This window comes from Streptomyces sp. NPDC102274 (assembly GCF_044766385.1).
Lineage (GTDB): Bacteria > Actinomycetota > Actinomycetes > Streptomycetales > Streptomycetaceae > Streptomyces.
Genome location: NZ_JBIWLW010000001.1, coordinates 492,762 through 513,165, shown reverse-complemented (window position 1 = coordinate 513,165; position 20,404 = coordinate 492,762). Strand labels below are relative to the sequence as shown.

The window sequence follows — 20,404 nt, the reverse complement described above, 5'->3', positions numbered from 1 at the left end:
CTACCGGAGCCTCGTCGGCCGGACGGGACCTGGGCGCAATCCGGAGTTCATCCGCCGGAATAGAAACCCTGAGAGGCTTTGTTCCGTGGGGGTACTTAACCCCTGAACCTCACCACGGAAGGTCTCTCTCGATGCCCCTCGCCCTGTTCGCCCTGGCCGTCAGTGCTTTCGGCATCGGGACGACAGAGTTCGTGATGATGGGCCTGCTGCCCAATGTCGCGGACGATCTGGGTACGTCCGTGCCGACCGCCGGATATCTGGTCTCGGCCTACGCGATCGGTGTCGTCGTGGGCGCCCCGCTGCTCACCGCCCTCGGCTCCCGTATCCCGCGCAAGCGGATGCTGCTCCTGCTCATGGGGCTCTTCGTCATCGGCAACCTCGGCTCGGCGCTCGCCCCCGGCTTCGGCTGGCTGCTGACGGGCCGCTTCCTCGCCGGGCTGCCGCACGGCGCGTTCTTCGGCGTCGGCGCGGTCGTCGCCGCCCGGCTGGTGCGCGAGGGCCGGCAGGCGCGGGCCGTCGCCACCATGTTCCTGGGCCTGACCGTCGCCAATATCGTCGGCGTCCCCGCCGCCACCCTGCTCGGCCAGAACCTCGGCTGGCGCGCCACCTTCCTGGTGGTGACCGTGATTGGTCTGATCGCGCTCGTGGCGCTCGCGCGGCTCGTGCCCTACATACCGATCGAGGCGCATCAGAGCGTGGGCCGCGAGATACGCGCCCTCGGCGACCGCCAGGTGCTGCTCGGCCTCGCGACCGCCGTCTTCGGCTTCGCCGGGGTCTTCGCCGTCTACTCGTACCTGGCCTCGATCACGACCGAGGTGATGGGCTTCGGCGAGTCCTCCGTCACACTGGTCCTCGCCCTTTTCGGCATCGGTATGACGCTCGGCGCGCTGGCGGCCGGGCCGCTGACCGACCGGGCGCTGCGGCCCACCCTGTACGCCTCGCTCGGCACGCTCGCCGTCGTACTGCTCGCCTTCCGGTTCACGGCGCACATCCAGTGGGCGGCGCTGGTGACGGTCGTGGTGCTGGGCGCGGTGGGGTTCCTGACGACCACTCCGCTCCAGATGCTCGTCATGCGGAAGGCCAGGCACGCGCCCACGATCGCCTCCGCCTCGAACCACTCGGCCTTCAACCTGGCCAACGCGGGCGGCGCCTGGCTCGGCGGCGTGGCGATCGCGGCGGGCTGGGGCTGGCTGTCCCCGACCCTGGTCGGCGCGGTGCTCGCGGTCGTCGGCCTGGCGATCGCGGTGACGGCCGGGCTGCTGGACCGGGGGGACGGGAGCGGCCGGGTGCCGGAGACATCGCGGGTCGTCGCCTCGGCCACGGCGAAGACCGGGACGACGGCGGAACGGGTGGGCTGAGCCCGCAGGGCCCTCTGGGCGCCGCCAGTCCCCCCTGGCCCGTCGGCCTCCTTGGCGCTGCCGGCCCCTCTTGGCCCCCGCCGACCCGCGTCCGCGTCCGCTACGACCCGTGCTCGCGCCAGCGGTTCGTGATCGGCAGCCGCCGGTCCTTGCCGAAGCCCTTCGCCGAGATCTTGGTGCCCGGCGGGTACTGGCGCCGCTTGTACTCCGCCGTATCCACCATCCGCAGTGTCCTGGCGACCAGTTCGGGGTCGAAGCCGGCCGCGACGATCGCGTCCATGCCCTGGTCGCGGTCGACGTACAGCTCCAGGATCCGGTCCAGTACGTCGTAGTCGGGCAGTGAGTCCGTGTCGACCTGGCCGGGGCGCAGCTCCGCGCTCGGCGGCTTGGAGATCGAGGCCTCCGGGATCGGCGGGGTCTGGCCGCGCTCCTCGGCGGCGCGGTTGCGCCAGCGGGCGAGCCGGAAGACGGAGGTCTTGTAGACGTCCTTGATCGGGCCGTACGCGCCGACGGAGTCGCCGTAGAGCGTCGAATAGCCCACGGCCAGCTCGGACTTGTTGCCCGGTGCGAGAACGATGTGCCCCTCCTGGTTGGAGAGCGCCATCAGCATGGTGCCGCGCAGCCGAGACTGGAGGTTCTCCTCCGCGAGCCCGGTCAGCCCGAGTTCGCCCATGTACGCGTCGAACATCGGCTCGATCGGGTGCGTACGGAAGTTGAGCCCGGTGCGGCGGGCCAACTCGGCCGCGTCGTCCCTGGAATGGCCGGACGAGTACTTCGACGGCATGGAGACGCCGTACACGTTCTGCGCGCCGACCGCGTCACAGGCGATGGCGGCGACGAGCGCGGAGTCGATACCGCCGGAGAGACCGATCAGCACCGACCGGAAGCCGTTCTTCGCGGCGTACGCGCGCAGGCCCACCACCAGCGCCGAGTACACCTCCTCGTCGTCGTCCAGGCGCTCGGCGTAGCCGCCGGTCAGCTCGGGCTCGTAGGCCGGCAGCGGGTCCTCGGAGAGGACGACCCGGTCGATCCGCAGCCCGTCGTCCACGACCCCAATGGGCGCTTCCGGCGAGGCGGCCGGCAGATCGAGGTCCAGAACCACACAGCCCTCGGCGAACTGCGGTGCGCGCGCCACGACTTCGCCGTCCCTGTCCACGACGATCGAGTCACCGTCGAAGACCAGCTCGTCCTGGCCGCCGATCATCGCCAGATACGCGGTGGTGCAGCCGGCCTCCTGGGCACGCTTGCGCACCAGATCCAGGCGGGTGTCGTCCTTCTCGCGCTCGTACGGCGAGGCGTTGACCGAGAGCAGCAGTCCGGCCTCGGCGGACCGGGCCGCCGGGACCCGGCCGCCGTCCTGCCAGAGGTCCTCGCAGATCGCGAGCGCGATATCGATGCCATGGACCCGGATGACGGGCATGGTGTCGCCCGGTACGAAATACCGGAACTCGTCGAAGACGCCGTAGTTGGGCAGATGGTGCTTGGCGAAGTCGAGGACGACCGCGCCCCGGTGCAGCACGGCCGCGGCGTTGCGCGGGGCGCCCGCGGGCTGGCCGTAGCGCGGCTGGGCCGACTCGGAGCGGTCCAGATAGCCGACGACGACGGGCAACTCGCCGAAGCCCTCCTCGTCGAGCCGTACCGCGAGGGCGCGCACGGCGGCCCGGGACGCCTCGACGAAGGACGGCCGCAGGGCGAGATCCTCGACGGGGTAGCCGGTCAGCACCATCTCGGGGAACGCGACGACATGCGCTCCCTGTTCGGCGGCGTGCCGGGTCCAGTGCACGATCGCCTCGGCGTTCGCGGCGAGATCGCCGACGGTCGAGTCGATCTGATTCAGAGCGAGACGTAGTTGAGGCACGGGACCCAGTGTAATCGTCTGACTGACGCGATGTCCTGGGGTGCGGGTGTGTGGCAGCCCACTCGGCGCGGGCGGTGCGTGCGACCCGCACGGCGCGGGCGGTGCGTGCGACCCGCACGACGCGGGCGGTGCGTGCGACCCGCACGACGCGGGCGGTGCGTGCGACCCGCACGACGCGGGCGGTGCGTGCGACCCGCACGACGCGGGCGGTGCGCGAGCCGGGGCTCAGCCGTGCGCGTAGACCTGCCCCATCCAGGAGGCGAGCTGTCCGTCGGAGAGATGCTGGGCCAGGTCGGCCTCGCTGATCATCCCGACGAGACGCTTCTTCTCGATCACCGGCAGCCGGCGTATCTGGTTGCTCTGCATCTCGTACAGCACCTCGTCCACGTCGGCGTTCGCGTCGATCCAGCGAGGGGTGCCGTGCGCCATCTCACCGGCCGTCGTCTGTGCCGGGTCGTGGCCCATCGCCACACACCCGACCACGATGTCGCGGTCCGTGAGAATGCCGGTCAGCCGCTCCTCCTGGTCGGCGATGGGGAGCGCGCCCACATCCAGCTCACGCATCAGCTGGGCGGCGCGGTCCAGGGTCTCGTGGGCCGGGATCCACTGGGCCCCGGTGTGCATGATGTCTTTGGCGGTAGTCATGGCTTCCCTGCCTCCTGAGTGCCGTCCACCCCGAGCCAGATCCATCATCGTGCACCCGTTCGGGTGACGCGACCGCAAGCGCCCGAACGGGGGACGCCGGACGGGGACGAAGACCGGGGCCGCGCGGTCCACGACGGAGCCGGGCCGCGCACGACGGAGCCGGGGGCCACGCGGTCCACGACTGAGCCGGGGCCGCCGGATCCCTGGGGAGCCGGCGGCCCCGCGCGTCAGCCGGTACGCGGCTTCGCGCCGCGCGCCGCGAGCAGGTCCGCCATCAGGTTCATCTCGGACTGCTGCGCCGCGACCATCCCTCCGGCGAGGTCCTTCTCCGTACCGGGCGCGCACAGCTGTACGCAGCCCTGGGCCATGGCGACCCCGCCCTTGTGGTGGTCGGTCATCAGCTGGAGATAGAGGATCTCGGCCGCCTTGCCACGGGCCGCGCCGAGCTGGTCCAGCTCCGTCTTCGTGGCCATGCCCGGCATCAGCGAGCCGTCGTGGACCTGATGACCCGCGTCACCGTGAGCCATCGAGCCCATGTCCATGCCGTCGCCGTGGTCCATGGTCTTGTCCATGGACATCCAGGCCATGGGCTCGCGGCCCGACTCGACCTTCGGCAGCCCCCACATGTCCAGCCAGCCCAGCAGCATCCCGCGCTGGTTCGCCTGGGTGTTGGCGATGTCGTACGCCAGCCGGCGCACCTCCTCGTCGTCCGTGCTGTCCCGCACGATGAACGACATCTCCACCGCCTGCTGGTGGTGGACCGCCATGTCCCGGGCGAAGCCGGCGTCCGCCGAGTCCGCCGTGGGGGTACGGGGCGCGGTCGAGCCGCCGTCACGCCCGGCCGAGGCCACCGCCGCCGTACCGGCGAAGACCAGCGCCAGGACGACGGCGGTGATCGCCGCCCACTGGGTGCGCGTCGCCCTGCGCGCCGGACGAGCCGTGTCGTCGGCCGCGGCCGCCGGGTCGGGCGCGCTCTGGGCCGTCACTGCGCGCCCATTCCGCCCGTGCAGGCGGCGCCCGGCTCAGGGGTCTGCGCGCCCTGCACGTACTTCGTGAAGAACTGGTCCACGCGCGGGTCCGTGGCGCTGTCCACCGTGACCTGCTTGCCCCACGCGCTCAGCATGATGGCGCCCGACTGGTTCTTCAACGGGCTCATCATCGAGTAGGGGGTCTTCCCCACCTTCTCGCCGAGCGCCTTCACATCGGCGTCGGAGGCCTTGTCGTTGTACGTGACCCAGACCGCGCCGTGCTCCAGCGAGTGCACCGCGTTCACGTCCGGGATCGCTTCCTTGTAGACGTCCCCCTGGCAGTTCATCCAGACCTGGTTGTGGTCACCGCCCACGGGCGGGGTCATCGGGTACGAGACCGCCTCGGTGACATGGTTACGGCCGAGCTTCTTGGCGTCCCAGGACTTCTCGTCCTTCATGGGCGCCTCGGCCGCCGCCTGTTCCTGCTCCTTCTTGTCCGACTCCTTGTTGAGGAGATAGGCGCCACCGGCGACGAGGGCGGCCACCACGACGGCGCTCGCCGTGATCGTGATGACGCGGCTGCGCCGCTCGCGGGCCCGCTCGACGCGGCGCATCTCCTCTATTCGGGCCTTGCGCTCGGCGGACTGGGACTTGGAAGCCATGATGTGTGTCCTTCTGCGATAACTGCGGAACGCGGATAACTGCGTGATCACGGAACGTGGTTCGGGATATTCGGGACCCGGTGCGGGGGTTGGCCCGGCGAGATCCGGAAGACAGGCCCTACGTCCGCAGTACTTGAAGGACGTGGAGATCCGGGGCGCGGGCGAGCGCTCCGGAGCGGGGCACCTGGCCGGTGGGGCAGGGCGGTTCGAGGTGCGCGGGCTGGACATCGCCGGCGAGCGGGATGGCCGGCGGCGGGACGGTGAGCACGGCCGGGCTCTGACGCGGGAAGAGCCCGCAGTCACCGTTGTCGTACGGACAGGTGTAACGGGCCTCGGCCTCGGCCCGGTCCCGGACCGTGGTCCCGGCGGCCGGGCCGTACGCGGTGCCGCCCGCCACCGCCGTCGCGGAACCGTCCGAGTGGTGGACCCCGGTCCCGCCGGGGTCGGGACCCAGACAGATGAAGAGCGCGGCGAACAGCGTCGCCACGGCACTCAGCAGTGCCGCGGGACGCGTGACGCGTATGTGGCCGGGCCGCGATCCCCCCATGGGCGCAGATCGTAGTGCGTATACCCCCGCCGGCAGCAGTGAGGAGCCGGTTTCCGGTTCTCCTCCGGGCCCCCGGACGGTACGAACCGGACGCCACCGGGGTACAAAGAGGCATGGTCGACGATCCGCAGCCGCATCGACAGCCGCGCCCGCACCCGGAGCCGCACCCGGAGCCGCACCCGGAGTCGCACGCGCGGGAGCCGCGGGGCCCGGCCGATGTCGACGCGGTGACGCACGCCGTACTGACCGCCTCCCGGCTCCTGGTGAAGGTGTCGGCGCGGTCCCTCGCGACCGTCGCGGAGGCGGTCACCCTGCCGCAGTTCCGGCTCCTCGCGGTCCTCGCCGCCCACGGCGACGCCAAACTGGTCGATATCGCCGAGCGGCTCGGGGTGAATCCGTCGACCGCCATGCGGATGCTCGACCGGCTGATCGTCGCGGGCCTGGCGACCCGGCAGAGCAATCCGTGCAACCGCCGCGAGACGATGCTGCGGCTGACCCCGGAGGGCCGCACGCTCGTCGACCGGGTCACCGCCGTACGCCACCGCGAGATCTCGGCGATCGTCGAGCGGCTGACCCCCGAGCAGCGCACGGCGCTGGTCGGCGCGCTCACCGCGTTCACCGAGGCGGGCGGGGTGCCGGCGGTCCCGGGCGAGGACATGGAGACGTACCCCCTGGGCTGGTCGGACACCACCGTCCGGCACAGTGGTGGCTGACAGGCGCCAAAGTCGATCTTCCGCACCGATCTCCCGCACAATGGATTGCGTCCGCCTGTTTCATGGGCATCGGACGAACAGGCACTATGGGCGGCGGGACCGTACACACGCACGACGCGAAGCGTTGGACGGGGGTTCGCAACGCGCCGGAAATCGTGTGGTGGGATGCTCGGGTGCCCGGCGTGCCCCGCGGCATGGGAGCAGGTGGCCTGACCAGCAAGGATGGGTAGGACGGCTAATATGGATAAGCAGCAGGAATTCGTGCTCCGTACGCTCGAAGAGCGCGACATCCGCTTCGTGCGCCTATGGTTCACCGACGTGCTCGGCTTCCTGAAGTCGGTCGCGGTCGCGCCCGCCGAGCTGGAGCAGGCCTTCGACGAGGGCATGGGCTTCGACGGCTCGGCGATCGAGGGCTTCGCCCGGGTGTACGAGTCCGACATGATCGCCAAGCCCGACCCGGGCACGTTCCAGATACTGCCTTGGCGCGCTGAGGCCCCCGGTACGGCACGGATGTTCTGCGACATCCTGATGCCCGACGGTTCGCCGTCCTTCGCGGACCCGCGCTATGTCCTCAAGAGGATCCTCGCCAGGACCTCGGACCTGGGCTTCACCTTCTACACCCACCCCGAGATCGAGTTCTTCCTGCTGAAGGACAAGCCGGTCGACGGCACGCGCCCCACGCCCGCCGACAGCTCCGGCTACTTCGACCACACCCCGCAGAACGTCGGCATGGACTTCCGGCGCCAGGCGATCACGATGCTCGAATCCATGGGCATCTCCGTGGAGTTCAGCCACCACGAGGGCGCCCCCGGCCAGCAGGAGATCGATCTGCGGTACGCGGACGCGCTCTCCACCGCCGACAACATCATGACGTTCCGCCTGGTCATGAAGCAGGTCGCGCTGGAGCAGGGCGTCCAGGCGACGTTCATGCCGAAGCCGTTCTCCGAATACCCGGGCTCGGGGATGCACACCCATCTCTCCCTCTTCGAGGGGGACCGCAACGCCTTCTACGAGTCGGGCGCCGAGTACCAGCTCTCGAAGGTCGGCCGCTCCTTCATCGCCGGGCTGCTGAAGCACGCGGCGGAGATCTCGGCCGTCACCAACCAGTGGGTCAACTCGTACAAGCGCATCTGGGGCGGCTCCACCCGCACCGCGGGCTCGGGCGGCGAGGCCCCCTCGTACATCTGCTGGGGGCACAACAACCGCTCCGCGCTGATCCGCGTCCCGATGTACAAGCCGGGCAAGACCGGCTCGGCGCGGGTCGAGGTCCGCTCCATCGACTCGGGAGCCAACCCCTATCTGACCTACGCGGTGCTGCTCGCCGCGGGTCTCAAGGGCATCGAGGGGGGCTACGAACTCCCGGCGGGCGCCGACGACGATGTATGGGCCCTCTCGGACGCGGAGCGCCGCGCGATGGGCATCGAGCCGCTGCCGCAGAACCTGGGCGAGGCGATCGCCCTGATGGAGCGCAGCGAGCTGGTCGCGGAGACGCTCGGCGAGCATGTCTTCGACTTCTTCCTGCGCAACAAGAAGCAGGAGTGGGAGGAGTACCGCTCCGAGGTGACGGCCTTCGAGCTGAAGAAGAACCTGCCGGTGCTGTAGTGCTGTAGGCGTGATCCGATCCGGGCCGGCGGGGCTTCGTACCGCCGGCCCGGAGCTTTGTCCGGACAGGGCTCGGGCCCTGTCCGGAACTCATCGGTCGCCGCCGCGACCCGGGACCGGGCGTCGCGGGCCCGCGAAGATCGGCCGTACTGGTGCCGCGACCGGCAAGGTTTGCCCGTCGAGGAGCGGTGGCCGGTGCGTGTGATCGCGAGGCGGCCGGATGTCCTGGTAGCGGAGCTACCTGGGCTTTTGGCCAACGCCGCGAGCGCACGTGCCGGCCGCCGCGACGGGGCGAACGTTGCCGGGAGGGGTACTAGTCTCGATTCCTGAGCTTGTCGGACGGGGTCGTGGACAGGAGACGGCGAATATGGCGCTGCCGGGACGCAGGAGCAGTACTTTCACCCGCCTGCTGCGGCACGGCTTCACCGATCCCTCCGCCGCCGAGCGGCTGCTGGACGCCACCGCGATGTCACTCGTACGGTCCGATCCGATACTCCTCGACGCGCTCGGCGCCACCGCGGACCCCGATCTCGCGCTGCACGGGCTCGTCAGGCTGGCGGAGGCGCAGCGGCCCGACGAGCTGCCGGTGCTGCTCGACACCGTGGTGACGGCGAAGCCGCTGCGGGACCGGCTGCTCGGGGTGCTCGGCTCGTCGGAGGCGCTCGGGGACCATCTGGCCAGACACCCCGGGGACTGGCAGGTGCTGGTCACCTACGAGCTGGCCGATCTGCATCCCGGCGTGGAGGAGTTCGAGCGCGGTCTCGCGGAGGCGACCGACCCGGTCTCGCTGCGGGTCGCCTACCGCCGCTGTCTGCTGGCCATTGCCGCCAGGGACGTCTGCGGGACGGCGGACTTCGCCCAGACCGCCGCCGAACTGGCCGATCTGGCGACCGCGACCCTGCGCGCCGCCCTCGCGATCGCCAAGGCGGCCGCGCCCGGGGACGCCGCGCTGTGCCGGCTCGCGGTGATCGCGATGGGCAAGTGCGGTGGCCATGAGCTGAACTATGTCTCGGACGTGGACGTGATCTTCGTCTGCGAGCCGGCCGACGGGGTGGGCGGCGCGGCCGAGGGCATCGACGAGGGCAAGGCCGTCCAGGCGGCGACCCGGCTGGCGTCCCACATGATGCGGATCTGCTCCGAGTCGAACATCGAGGGCTCCATCTGGCCGGTCGACGCGAATCTGCGCCCCGAGGGCCGCAACGGGCCGCTCGTACGGACGCTGAGCAGCCATCGCGCCTACTACCAGCGCTGGGCCAAGACCTGGGAGTTCCAGGCGCTGCTGAAGGCACGCGCCGTGGCGGGCGACCCGATGCTCGGCGCCCAGTACATCGAGGCGGTGTCCCCGCTGGTCTGGCAGGCCGCCGAGCGCGATCACTTCGTCTCCGAGGTGCAGAAGATGCGCCGCCGGGTCGTCGACAACATCCCCCTGGGCCAGGTGGACCGCGAGCTGAAGCTCGGTCCCGGCGGGCTGCGGGACGTCGAGTTCGCCGTACAGCTCCTCCAGCTCGTCCACGGCCGCAGTGACGCCTCGCTGCACAGCGGCTCGACCCTCGAAGCGCTGGCCGCGCTGGCGGCGGGCGGCTATGTGGGCCGGGCGGACGCGGCGCAGCTGGACGAGGCGTACCGCTTCCTGCGCTCCATGGAGCACCGCATCCAGCTCTACCGGCTGCGCCGTACCCATCTGGTGCCCGATGACGAGAACGATCTGCGCCGCCTCGGCCGCTCGCTCGGACTGCGCGGCGATCCCGTCGCCGAGCTGAACCGGACCTGGAGGCGGCACACCGCGGTCGTACGGCGGCTGCACGAGAAGCTGTTCTACCGGCCGCTGCTGGACGCGGTCGCCCAGCTCGCGCCCGGCGAGATCCGGCTCAGTCCGCGGGCTGCCCGGCAGCGGCTCGAAGCGCTCGGTTACGCCGACCCGGCCGCCGCGCTGCGGCATCTGGAGGCGCTGTCGTCCGGCGTGAGCCGCAAGGCGGCGATCCAGCGGACGCTGCTGCCGGTGCTGCTCGGCTGGTTCGCGGACTCCGCCGATCCCGATGCCGGGCTGCTCGGCTTCCGCAAGGTGTCGGACGCGCTCGGCAAGACCCCCTGGTATCTGCGGCTGCTGCGCGACGAAGGGGCCGCCGCGGAGAATCTCGCGCGGGTGCTCTCGGCCGGCCGGCTCGCCCCCGATCTACTGCTTCGGGCGCCCGAGGCGGTGGCCATCCTCGGCGACCCCCAGGGGCTCGCTCCGCGCGGCCGTGACCCGCTGGAGCAGGAGGTCCTGGCGGCGGTCGGGCGCGCGGAGACCGCGGAGGGCGCGGTCGCGACGGCCCGTGGGATGCGCAGGCGGGAGCTGTTCCGTACGACCGCGGCGGACATCATCGGCTCGTACGGTACGGAGGACAGCCCCGCCGTGGAGGACCCGGGGGCGCTGGTGGACCGGGTGGGCAACGCGGTCACCGATCTGAACGCGGCGACCCTCGCGGGCGCCCTGCGCGCCGTCGTACGCGAGCAGTGGGGCGACACGCTGCCCACCCGCTTCGCGGTCATCGGCATGGGGCGGTTCGGCGGCCATGAGCTGAGTTACGGCTCCGACGCGGATGTGCTCTTCGTCCATGAACCGCGCGAGGGCGTCGGTGAGCACGAGGCGGCGCGTGCCGCGAACGAGGTGGTCGCCGAGATGCGGCGGCTGCTCCAGGTCCCCACCTCCGACCCGCCGCTGCTGATCGACGCGGATCTGCGGCCGGAGGGCAAGAGCGGTCCGGTGGTCCGTACGCTCGCCTCCTACGCGGCGTACTACCGGCGCTGGGCGCTGGTGTGGGAGAGCCAGGCGCTGCTGCGCGCGGAGCCGATGGCGGGGGACACCGATCTCGGCCGCCGCTTCATCGAGCTGGTCGATCCGTTGCGGTACCCGGCGGAGGGCCTGGGAGAGGACGCGGTACGGGAGATTCGCAGGCTCAAGGCGCGTATGGAGACGGAACGGCTGCCGCGCGGCGCCGATCCGACCCTCCACACCAAGCTGGGCCGGGGCGGGCTCTCCGATGTCGAATGGACGGTCCAGCTGCTCCAGATGCGGCACGGCTGGGCGGAACCGGGCCTGCGCACCACCCGCACCCGGGAAGCCCTGGCGGCGGCCCGCGCGGCGGCACTGCTCTCGACGGAGGACGCGCAGATCCTGGACGAGGCGTGGGTGCTCGCGACCCGGGTCCGTAACGGCGTGATGCTCGTCAGGGGCAGGCCGGGCGACACTTTCCCGTCGGACGGGCGCGAGCTGGGCGCGATGGGCCGCTATCTGGGGTACGGGCCGGGACACGTGGGCGACATGCTGGACGACTACCGCCGAACGACGCGCAGGGCGCGGGCGGTGATGGAGGAGCTGTTCTACGGGGCGGCGACCTGAGCCCGTACGCCGACCTGAGCCTGTACGTCGACCTGAACCTGTACGCCCCTGGGACAACGTCGGCCCGCGGGACCCCGTCGGCCCGCCTCGTACAGCCTCAGGCGGGCCGTGGGTGGCGGCGTTGTTCTCGTGGCCGGTCGTCGTCGACATGGCGGGGCAGCCGGTACGGCGGCGAGCCGTACCAGGCGTACGAGACCGCGATGCCGAACACGAGGCAGAGCATGCCGCCCACCGCGTCCAGCCAGAAGTGGTTCGCGGTGGAGACGATCACCAGCAGCGTGACCGCCGGATAGAGCAGACCGAGTATCTTCGCCCAGGGCGCCGAGGCGAGCGCGAAGATGGTCAGCCCGCACCACAGCGACCAGCCGATATGCATCGACGGCATCGCGGCGTACTGGTTCGACATGTGCTTGAGGTCGCCGGAGGCCATCGAGCCCCAGGTCTCGTGGCGCAGTACCGTGTCGATGAAGTGCTGCCCGTTCATCAGCCGCGGTGGTGCCAGCGGATACAGGTAGTAACCGAGCAACGCGACCGCCGTGGTGGCGAAGAGCACCAACCGGGCGGCGGCGTACCGGCCCGGATGTCGGCGGAAGAGCCAGACGAGCACCGCGATCGTGACGATGAAGTGCAGCGTCGCGTAGTAGTAGTTCATGCCGATGATCAGCCACGTCACCGAATTCATCGCGTGGTTGATGGTCTGCTCGACCGCGATGCCAAGGGTCTTCTCCGCGTCCCAGAGCCAGTCCGCGTTCCGCAGCGCCTTGGCCTTCTGCTCCGGGACCGCGTTGCGGATCAGGGAGTACGTCCAGTAACTCACCGCGATCAGCAGGATTTCGAACCAGATGCGCGGACGGCGGGGGGCTCTGCGGCGCCGGAGCCATGTGCTGTCTTCGGCGGTCTCCGGTGCAGCCGCCGCCTTGCTCGGGTCCGCGACCGCCTCCATTTCAGGGATGGGTGACGGGGTCGCGGTACGGCCGCGCAGGCCTTCCTGTGTCTTCACGGTCGGTTCACCCATAGCGAGAGAGTCTGCCAGATTCCCGTTCCCGACCGATCATCCCCTGGACGGGTTCGGGCCGCATTCGCTACACCCTACGGACGACTCCGCGACCCTGACCTTCCCTGGGGTCCGGGGGCAGGGCCGGAGGCGGTTGAACCGCGTACCACCAGCTCCGGCATGAAGACGAATTCGCTGTGCGGGGCGGGCGTACCGCCGATCTCCTCCAGGAGCGTACGGACCGCTGCCTGGCCCATCGAGGGCACCGGCTTGCGGATCGTCGTCAACGGCGGATCGGTGAAGGCTATGAGGGGCGAGTCGTCGAAACCGACGACCGACAGGTCCCGGGGTACGTCGAGACCGAGCCGCCGCGCCGCCCTGATCGCGCCGAGGGCCATCATGTCGCTCGCGCACACCACCGCCGTACAACCGCGTTCGATCAGCGCGGAGGCCGCCGCCTGGCCGCCCTCCAGAGTGAACAGCGACTGCTGGATCAGTTCGTCCGCCTGCTCGGAGGAGAGCCCCAGCAACTCCTGGACCGTGGCGCGGAAACCCTCGATCTTACGGAGGACCGGCACGAAGCGCCGGGGGCCGACGGCGAGCCCGATCCGCTGGTGGCCCAGCGAGACGAGATGGGTCACCGCGAGCCGCATCGCCGCCCGGTCGTCGGGCGAGATGAAGGGCGCCTGGACCTTCGGTGAGAAACCGTCCACGAGGACGAACGGCACGCCCTGGGCGCGCAGCTTCTCGTAGCGCCGCATATCGGCGGAGGTGTCGGCGTGCAGCCCGGAGACGAAGATGATGCCGGAGACATCCCGTTCGACGAGCATCTCCGTCAGCTCGTCCTCGGTGGAGCCGCCGGGGGTCTGGGTCGCCAGCACCGGTGTGTAGCCCTGCCGGGTCAGGGCCTGGCCGATGACCTGCGCCAGGGCCGGGAAGATCGGGTTCTCCAGCTCGGGGGTGATCAGTCCGACCAGCCCGGCGCTGCGCCGGCGCAGCCGTACGGGACGTTCGTAGCCGAGGACGTCGAGCGCGGCGAGTACGGACTCGCGGGTGGTCGCGGCAACCCCGGGTTTGCCGTTCAGTACGCGGCTGACCGTCGCTTCGCTGACCCCCGCCTGAGTTGCGATATCGGCAAGCCGTGCGGTCATGTCAATGGACTGTACCGGGCGTATGTCGGATTGCCCACCGTGTACCGGGCCGGGCGGGCGCGGCAAGCCCTTGCAAGATCTTGCGAAGTCTTCCCGTCGCATCGCTGCAGGAGGTCCGCGAACCGTCCGGGACCGTCCGAGACCGGCACTGACCTGCATGGTCCGCCCCTGCCAGCGCTTGTGCGTTCCCGTCAAGGGGTTGGGTCGCGTTCGACAGGACACGCACCGGTAACGATCGACCACCCTTGCAGAAATATTCCGCAAGGTCTTTCGGGCTTCTTGCAAGGCTGTTACGTTCACGTCCGACCCGGCGCCGCGACGGAGCGGTACGGCAGTTGAAGGAGTTCGGATGCGACGTGGCATAACGGCCACCGCCCTGGCCGCGACCCTGGCCCTCGCGGCGACCGCCTGCGGCAGTGACGGCGATTCAGGCAGCGGCAAGAGCTCGGGCGGCGAGCTCTCGGGAACCGTCACCTGGTGGGACACCTCGACCGTGGGCAGCGAGGACAAGGTCTTCAAGCAGCTCGCCGAGGGCTTCGAGAAGAAGCACCCGAAGGTCGATGTCACCTATGTCAACGTGCCCTTCGGCGATGCCCAGAACAAGTTCAAGAACGCCGCGCAGTCCGGCTCCGGGGCGCCCGACGTGATCCGCTCCGAGGTCGCCTGGACCCCCGAGTTCGCCGATCTCGGCTATCTCGCCCCACTGGACGGCACCCCGGCGCTCAAGAACGAGAAGGACTTCCTCGCGCAGGCCGCCGCCTCCACGAAGTACAACGGCAAGACCTATGCCGCGCCGCAGGTCATCGACTCCATGGGCATCTTCTACAACAAGAAGATCTTCAAGGACGCGGGCGTCGAAGTCCCCAGGACCGTCGACGAGTTGAAGACCGTTTCCCAGAAGATCAAGGACAGGACCGGCAAGACCGGCCTCTATCTGCGCGGCGACGACGCCTACTGGTTCCTCTCCTTCCTCTACGGCGAGGGCGGCAACCTGGTCGACGCGAAGAACAAGACCGTCACGGTCGACAACCCGGCCGGTGTCAAGGCCCTGACCGTCGTCAAGGACCTGGTCGACTCCGGCGCCGCCAAGACCGACGCCACCGACGGCTGGGAGAACATGCAGGCGGCCTTCAAGGACGGCGATGTCGCGATGATCATCAACGGCCCGTGGGCAGTCGCCGACACCTACGGCGGCGCGCAGTTCAAGGACAAGGCCAACCTGGGCATCGCCCCCGTACCGGCCGGCTCCGTCGCGCAGGGCTCCCCGCAGGGCGGCCACAACCTCGCCGTCTACGCGGGCTCCAAGAACCTGGACGCCTCCTACGCGTTCACCGAGTACATGACCTCCGCCGAGAGCCAGGCCAAGGTCGCCCAGGAGCTGAGCCTGCTTCCGACCCGTACATCCGTCTACGCCCGGCCGGGCGTCGCGGACAACGAGATCGTCGGCTTCTTCAAGCCCGTCGTGGACAAGGCCGTCGAGCGGCCCTGGATCCCGGAGACCGGCAGCCTCTTCGCGCCGCTGGTGACCGAGTACACCAAGGTCCTCACCGGCCAGAGCGCCCCCGCCAAGGGCGCCGAGGACACCGGCGACGCCTACCGCAAGCTGCTCAAGGGCTGGAAGTAACAGGTAACGGGAAGGAAGGCGGGCCGGCTGATGGCTGTCCACACCAGCCAGTCGGTGGCGTCGGCCGCGGGCGATGACCTCGCCCGCGGCCGCGGCCGCGGCACTGGCAAGGCACCCGGCGGACCCGGGGTGTCGACGAGACTCCGGCGCGGTGTCTCGACCCACTGGTACGCCTGGGCCATGGTCGCCCCGGTGGTGGCCGTGATCGGCGTGATCATCGGATATCCGCTGGTCCGGGGTGTCTTTTTGTCGCTCACCGACGCCAACGAACGCAATGTCGAGCGCAACATCGGCGTCAACCACCTGCCCGCCACCTACGAGTTCGTCGGGCTCGACAACTACGCCGCCGCACTGACGGGCGATCAGTTCCTCGGCACCCTCGGCTGGACCCTGGTGTGGACGGTCTCCTGCGTCGGCGTCACCTTCGCGCTCGGTCTCGGCCTCGCCAACATCCTCAACCGCCGGATCGCCGGCCGCTCCTTCTACCGGATGCTGCTGATCCTGCCCTGGGCCGTCCCCGGCTTCGTCTCCGTCTTCGCCTGGCGCTTCCTCTACAACGAGGACCGCGGCTTCCTCAACAAACTGCTCGCGGGCGGCGGCATCGACGCCGTGCCCTGGCTCAACGACCCGACGTGGGCGAAGTTCTCGGTCATCGCCGTGAACATCTGGCTCGGCGTGCCCTTCATGATGGTCGCCCTCCTCGGCGGACTCCAGTCCATCCCGGGGGAGATGTACGAGGCGGCCGAGATGGACGGCGCCAACGCCTGGCAGCGGTTTTGCCACATCACCCTGCCGGGGCTGCGCTCGGTCAGTACCACCGTGATCCTGCTCTCCACCATCTGGACCTTCAACATGTTCCCGGTGATCTTCCTGCTGACCCGCGGCGGACCCGGTGAGGCCACCCAGATCCTGGTCACGCAGGCGTACAAGTTCTCCTTCGAGATCAGCCCCCGCGACTTCGCGCAGTCCTCCACCTGGGGTGTCCTGATCCTTGTCCTCCTGATGCTCTTCGCCGCCGTTTACCGGCGCGTCCTCCGTAAGCAGGGAGATACGTGGTGACCACCGCCGCCCCTGAACCGACCGTGAACGTCCGGCGCCGCGGCCGCCGTTCACCGCTGGCCTCGGTCGCGCTGCACGCGACCCTGATCGTCGCGTCCGTGATCGCCGTCTTCCCGGTGCTGTGGGTCTTCCTGACCTCGCTCAAGCCCGCGAGCTACGCCACGACCACGGACTTCTTCAAAGAGACCACGTTCGAGAACTACACCAACCTGCTGCGGGACACCCCGTTCCTCACCTGGTTCGGCAACTCGCTGCTCATCGCCGGGCTCACCACCCTGCTCGGCGTGTTCGTCGCCGCCACCACCGGCTACGCCGTCAGCCGCTTCCGTTTCCCCGGTAAACGCGGACTGATGTGGACGCTGCTGGTCACCCAGATGTTCCCGGTCGCCGTCCTGATCGTGCCGATCTACAACATCATGGCGGGCCTCGGGCTGCTCAATCGGTCGGCCGGTCTGGTAATCACGTATCTCACCATCGCCGTACCGTTCTGCGCCTGGATGATGAAGGGTTTCTTCGACACCATCCCCCGGGAGATCGACGAGTCCGGGATGGTGGACGGGCTGACCCCGTTCGGCACCTTCTACCGGCTGATCCTGCCGCTCGCCAAGCCGGGGCTCGCGGTGACCGCGTTCTACTCGTTCATCACCGCCTGGGGCGAAGTGGCCTACGCCTCCGCCTTCATGGTCGGCGACGAGAACCTCACGCTCGCGGGCGGTCTCCAGAAGTTCGTCAACCAGTACAGCGCCCAGTGGGGCCCGATGACCGCCGCGTCCGTCCTCATCGCCATCCCCGCCGCGCTGGTCTTCCTCTTCGCTCAGCGCCATCTCGTCACCGGCATGTCAGCCGGTGCCGTCAAGGGCTGAACGGCCTTGCCCTCACCACCGAGTCCGTACGACGACGACGGCGGCGCGCGGGACCTACCGGGCCGCGCGCCGCTCCCCACCCCCAGACACCACAGGGACGACATGACCCAGCACCTCGCTGCCCCTCTGACCGGCACGTCCGACGACGCCCCGGGCCACCGCCACGGCTGGTGGCGGGACGCGGTGATCTACCAGGTCTATCCACGCAGTTTCGCCGACGGCAACGGCGACGGAATGGGCGATCTCGACGGGGTACGCCGCCGGCTGCCGTACCTCAGGGACCTGGGCGTCGATGCCGTCTGGCTCAGCCCCTTCTACGCGTCCCCACAGGCCGACGCGGGCTACGACGTCGCCGACTACCGGGCCATCGACCCGATGTTCGGCACCCTGCTGGACGCCGACGCGCTGATCCGTGACGCCCACGAGCTGAATCTGCGCGTCATCGTCGATCTCGTCCCCAACCACTCCTCCGACGCGCACGAGTGGTTCAAGCGCGCCCTGCGCGAGGGACCGGGATCCGCACTGCGCGAGCGCTACCACTTCCGCCCCGGAAAGGGCGCGAACGGCGAACTCCCGCCCAACGACTGGGAGTCCATCTTCGGCGGCCCCGCCTGGACCAGGACCACCGACCCGGACGGCACCCCCGGCGACTGGTATCTGCATCTGTTCGCCCCCGAGCAGCCCGACTTCAACTGGGACCACCCCGCCGTCGCCGACGAGTTCCGCTCGATCCTGCGCTTCTGGCTGGACATGGGCGTCGACGGCTTCCGCGTCGATGTCGCCCACGGTCTGGTCAAGGCCGAGGGCCTGCCCGACATCGGCGGCGCGGGCCAGCTCAGGCTGCTCGGCAGCGCCGACGGCGGCACACCGTTCTTCGACCAGGACGGTGTGCACGAGATCTACCGGCAGTGGCGCAGGATCCTCGACGAGTACCCCGGCGACCGGATCGCCGTCGCCGAGGCATGGACCCCGACCGTCGAGCGCACCGCGAACTACGTACGCCCCGACGAGCTGCACCAGGCGTTCAACTTCCAGTATCTGAGCACCTCATGGGTGGGCGCCGCGCTGCGCGAGGTCATCGATGTCTCGCTCGCCGCGATGCGCCCCGTCGGCGCCCCCGCCACCTGGGTGCTCTCCAACCACGATGTCACCCGGCACGCCACCCGCTTCGCGAGCCCGCCCGGCGGCGCCACCCAGACCCGCGAGGCCGGCGACCGTACGCTCGGACTGCGCCGGGCGCGCGCGGCGACCCTGCTGATGCTGGCCCTGCCCGGCTCCGCCTATGTCTACCAGGGCGAGGAACTCGGGCTCCCCGATGTCACCGACCTGCCCGACGAGGCCAGACAGGACCCGTCGTACTTCCGCGCGGACGGCCAGGACGGCTTCCGCGACGGCTGCCGCGTGCCCATCCCCTGGACGCGCGAGGGCGGTTCGTACGGCTTCGGCGGCGGGGGCAGCTGGCTGCCGCAGCCGGAGGGCTGGGGCGCGCTCAGCGTCGAGGCGCAGACCGGCGACCCCGGCTCCACCCTGGAGCTGTACCGGGCGGCGCTGGCCGCGCGCAAGGAACACCCGGGGCTGGGCGCGGGCGACTCGGTGGAGTGGCTGGACGCGCCCGAAGGCGTCCTGGCCTTCGCCAGGCCCGGATTCGTCTGCACGGTCAACACCACGGACACGGCGGTACGGATCCCCGCGCACGGCCGGGTGCTGGTGGCCAGCGGCCCGGTGGCCGTGGACGGCACGGAGGCCGAACTGCCCGCCGACACCACCGTGTGGTGGACGGTGTGAACGACCTCCTGCCGCCGGGTGGCGACGGACCCGGACTCGCCGGTACGCCGAGGCTCGCTGACATAGCGGGCCGGGCGTCGGTGAGTGAGGCGACCGTCAGCCGGGTCCTGAACGGCAGGCCGGGCGTCGCGGACACGACGCGTCAGCGGGTGCTCGCGGCGCTCGGCACCCTCGGGCGCGGGCGGGACGAGCGGCGCGGGCGGCGCGGGCGGGACGAGCGCCCGGAGCGCTCCGGGCGGGAGGAGCGCTCCGGGCGCGGCCCGAAGCAGCGCGGCGCCGGGCTGATCGGGCTGGTGACCCCCGAACTCACCAACCCGGTCTTCCCGGCCTTCGCCCAGGCCGTCGAACAGGTCCTGGCCGGGCACGGCCACACCCCGGTGCTCTGCACCCAGCTGCCCGGCGGCGCCACCGAGGACGAGCTGGTCGAACAGCTCGTCGAGCGGGGCGTCGGCGGCATCGTCTTCCTCTCCGGGCTGCACGCCGACACCTCGGCCGACCCGGCGCGCTACGCCGCGCTCGCCGCGCGCGGTGTGCCGTACGTACTGATCAACGGCTACAACGAGCGCGTCAGCGCGCCCTTCGTCTCGGCGGACGACCACGCGGCCGTACGGATGGCCGTCGGCCACCTCGCCGAGCTGGGACACCGCAGGATCGGGCTCGCGACAGGACCGCAGCGGTACGTACCGTCCCGGCGCAAGCGCGAGGGCTTCCTCGACGCGTCGGTCGGGCTGCTGGGGCTGGCCTGGGGCGAGGCCGAGGAGCTGGTGTGCTCCACGCTGTTCGGCGTCGAGGGCGGGCAGGTCGCGGCGGGCACGCTGCTCGGACTCGGCTGCACCGGCATCGTCTGCGCCAGCGATCTGATGGCGCTCGGCGTGGTGCGGGCGGCCAGGGAGCGGGGGCTCGGAGTGCCGTACGACGTCTCGGTCGTGGGGTACGACGACTCGCAGCTGATCGCCTTCACCGACCCTCCGCTGACCACGGTCAGACAGCCGGTACGGGCGATGGCGGCTGCGGCCGTCGCCGCGCTGCTGGAGGAGATGGCGGGCAGGCCCATGCAGCGCACCGAGTACGTCTTCCAGCCCGAGCTGGTGGTACGCGGCTCCACGGCCGGGGCGCGCGTGCCGCGGCACCACTGACCCGTTCCGCGCCGCCGACCCGTTCCGCACCGCAGGCACCGCAGGCACCGCAGGCAC

16 protein-coding genes are annotated in these 20,404 nt (G+C 70.4%); 9 read left to right on the top strand and 7 right to left on the bottom strand.

The window, feature by feature from the left end; all coding sequences use genetic code 11:
• Window positions 1–131 precede the first annotated feature (131 nt).
• Window positions 132–1,358 (top strand): MFS transporter, encoded by a 1,227-nt coding sequence (locus ACIRQP_RS02320; RefSeq protein WP_403882032.1) that lies wholly within the window; start codon window positions 132–134, stop codon window positions 1,356–1,358.
• Window positions 1,359–1,458: 100 nt separating this feature from the next.
• Here ACIRQP_RS02320 and ACIRQP_RS02315 read toward each other — a convergent pair whose 3' ends face one another.
• From ACIRQP_RS02315 to ACIRQP_RS02295, 5 genes are all read right to left on the bottom strand, one after another.
• Window positions 1,459–3,216, bottom strand: coding sequence for an NAD+ synthase (locus ACIRQP_RS02315; protein WP_403882029.1), 1,758 nt, complete (start codon window positions 3,214–3,216; stop codon window positions 1,459–1,461).
• A gap of 225 nt (window positions 3,217–3,441) precedes the next feature.
• Complete coding sequence (locus ACIRQP_RS02310) at window positions 3,442–3,861, bottom strand: CBS domain-containing protein (RefSeq protein ID WP_403882026.1); 420 nt, start codon at window positions 3,859–3,861, stop codon at window positions 3,442–3,444.
• A 227-nt stretch (window positions 3,862–4,088) separates the two neighbouring features.
• The gene (locus ACIRQP_RS02305; RefSeq protein WP_403882150.1) at window positions 4,089–4,757 is read right to left on the bottom strand and encodes a DUF305 domain-containing protein; all 669 of its coding nucleotides are present in this window, start codon (window positions 4,755–4,757) and stop codon (window positions 4,089–4,091) included.
• An 86-nt stretch (window positions 4,758–4,843) separates the two neighbouring features.
• On the bottom strand, window positions 4,844–5,491 hold the full coding sequence (locus ACIRQP_RS02300) for a DUF3105 domain-containing protein (protein ID WP_403882023.1): 648 nt from the start codon (window positions 5,489–5,491) through the stop codon (window positions 4,844–4,846).
• Between the two features lie 118 nt (window positions 5,492–5,609).
• Window positions 5,610–6,038 carry a hypothetical protein gene (locus ACIRQP_RS02295; RefSeq protein ID WP_403882020.1) on the bottom strand — a complete coding sequence of 143 codons (429 nt, stop codon included), beginning with the start codon at window positions 6,036–6,038 and terminating at the stop codon, window positions 5,610–5,612.
• 113 nt (window positions 6,039–6,151) lie between these two features.
• Between ACIRQP_RS02295 and ACIRQP_RS02290 the strand changes: the two genes are divergently transcribed.
• The 3 genes from ACIRQP_RS02290 to ACIRQP_RS02280 all read left to right on the top strand — a co-directional run bounded on the left by ACIRQP_RS02290 (window position 6,152) and on the right by ACIRQP_RS02280 (window position 11,735).
• A complete protein-coding gene (locus ACIRQP_RS02290; RefSeq protein WP_403882017.1) occupies window positions 6,152–6,751 on the top strand; it encodes a MarR family winged helix-turn-helix transcriptional regulator in 600 nt (199 codons plus the stop codon).
• Between the two features lie 240 nt (window positions 6,752–6,991).
• Complete coding sequence (glnA, locus tag ACIRQP_RS02285; RefSeq protein WP_403882014.1) at window positions 6,992–8,353, top strand: type I glutamate--ammonia ligase; 1,362 nt, start codon at window positions 6,992–6,994, stop codon at window positions 8,351–8,353.
• Window positions 8,354–8,720: 367 nt separating this feature from the next.
• Window positions 8,721–11,735 carry a bifunctional [glutamine synthetase] adenylyltransferase/[glutamine synthetase]-adenylyl-L-tyrosine phosphorylase gene (locus ACIRQP_RS02280; protein WP_403882011.1) on the top strand — a complete coding sequence of 1,005 codons (3,015 nt, stop codon included), beginning with the start codon at window positions 8,721–8,723 and terminating at the stop codon, window positions 11,733–11,735.
• Between the two features lie 97 nt (window positions 11,736–11,832).
• Here ACIRQP_RS02280 and ACIRQP_RS02275 read toward each other — a convergent pair whose 3' ends face one another.
• Entirely contained in the window at window positions 11,833–12,750 is a 918-nt protein-coding gene (locus tag ACIRQP_RS02275; protein ID WP_403882009.1) for a phosphatase PAP2 family protein, read from the bottom strand.
• 74 nt (window positions 12,751–12,824) lie between these two features.
• The gene (locus ACIRQP_RS02270) at window positions 12,825–13,880 is read right to left on the bottom strand and encodes a LacI family DNA-binding transcriptional regulator (protein ID WP_403882006.1); all 1,056 of its coding nucleotides are present in this window, start codon (window positions 13,878–13,880) and stop codon (window positions 12,825–12,827) included.
• Window positions 13,881–14,229: 349 nt separating this feature from the next.
• Here ACIRQP_RS02270 and ACIRQP_RS02265 point away from each other — a divergent pair, with 349 nt between their 5' ends.
• From ACIRQP_RS02265 to ACIRQP_RS02245, 5 genes are all read left to right on the top strand, one after another.
• Window positions 14,230–15,504, top strand: a complete 1,275-nt coding sequence (locus ACIRQP_RS02265) for an extracellular solute-binding protein (protein ID WP_403882003.1) — start codon at window positions 14,230–14,232, stop codon at window positions 15,502–15,504.
• Between the two features lie 30 nt (window positions 15,505–15,534).
• Complete coding sequence (locus tag ACIRQP_RS02260; protein ID WP_403882001.1) at window positions 15,535–16,563, top strand: carbohydrate ABC transporter permease; 1,029 nt, start codon at window positions 15,535–15,537, stop codon at window positions 16,561–16,563.
• A complete protein-coding gene (locus tag ACIRQP_RS02255; RefSeq protein ID WP_403881998.1) occupies window positions 16,557–17,426 on the top strand; it encodes a sugar ABC transporter permease in 870 nt (289 codons plus the stop codon). The genes ACIRQP_RS02260 and ACIRQP_RS02255 overlap by 7 nt, the downstream gene beginning before the upstream one ends.
• A 102-nt stretch (window positions 17,427–17,528) precedes the next feature.
• Window positions 17,529–19,211 carry a glycoside hydrolase family 13 protein gene (locus ACIRQP_RS02250; RefSeq protein ID WP_403881995.1) on the top strand — a complete coding sequence of 561 codons (1,683 nt, stop codon included), beginning with the start codon at window positions 17,529–17,531 and terminating at the stop codon, window positions 19,209–19,211.
• Entirely contained in the window at window positions 19,196–20,347 is a 1,152-nt protein-coding gene (locus tag ACIRQP_RS02245) for a LacI family DNA-binding transcriptional regulator (RefSeq protein ID WP_403881992.1), read from the top strand. Before ACIRQP_RS02250 ends, ACIRQP_RS02245 begins: the two co-directional genes overlap by 16 nt.
• Window positions 20,348–20,404: the final 57 nt, after the last annotated feature.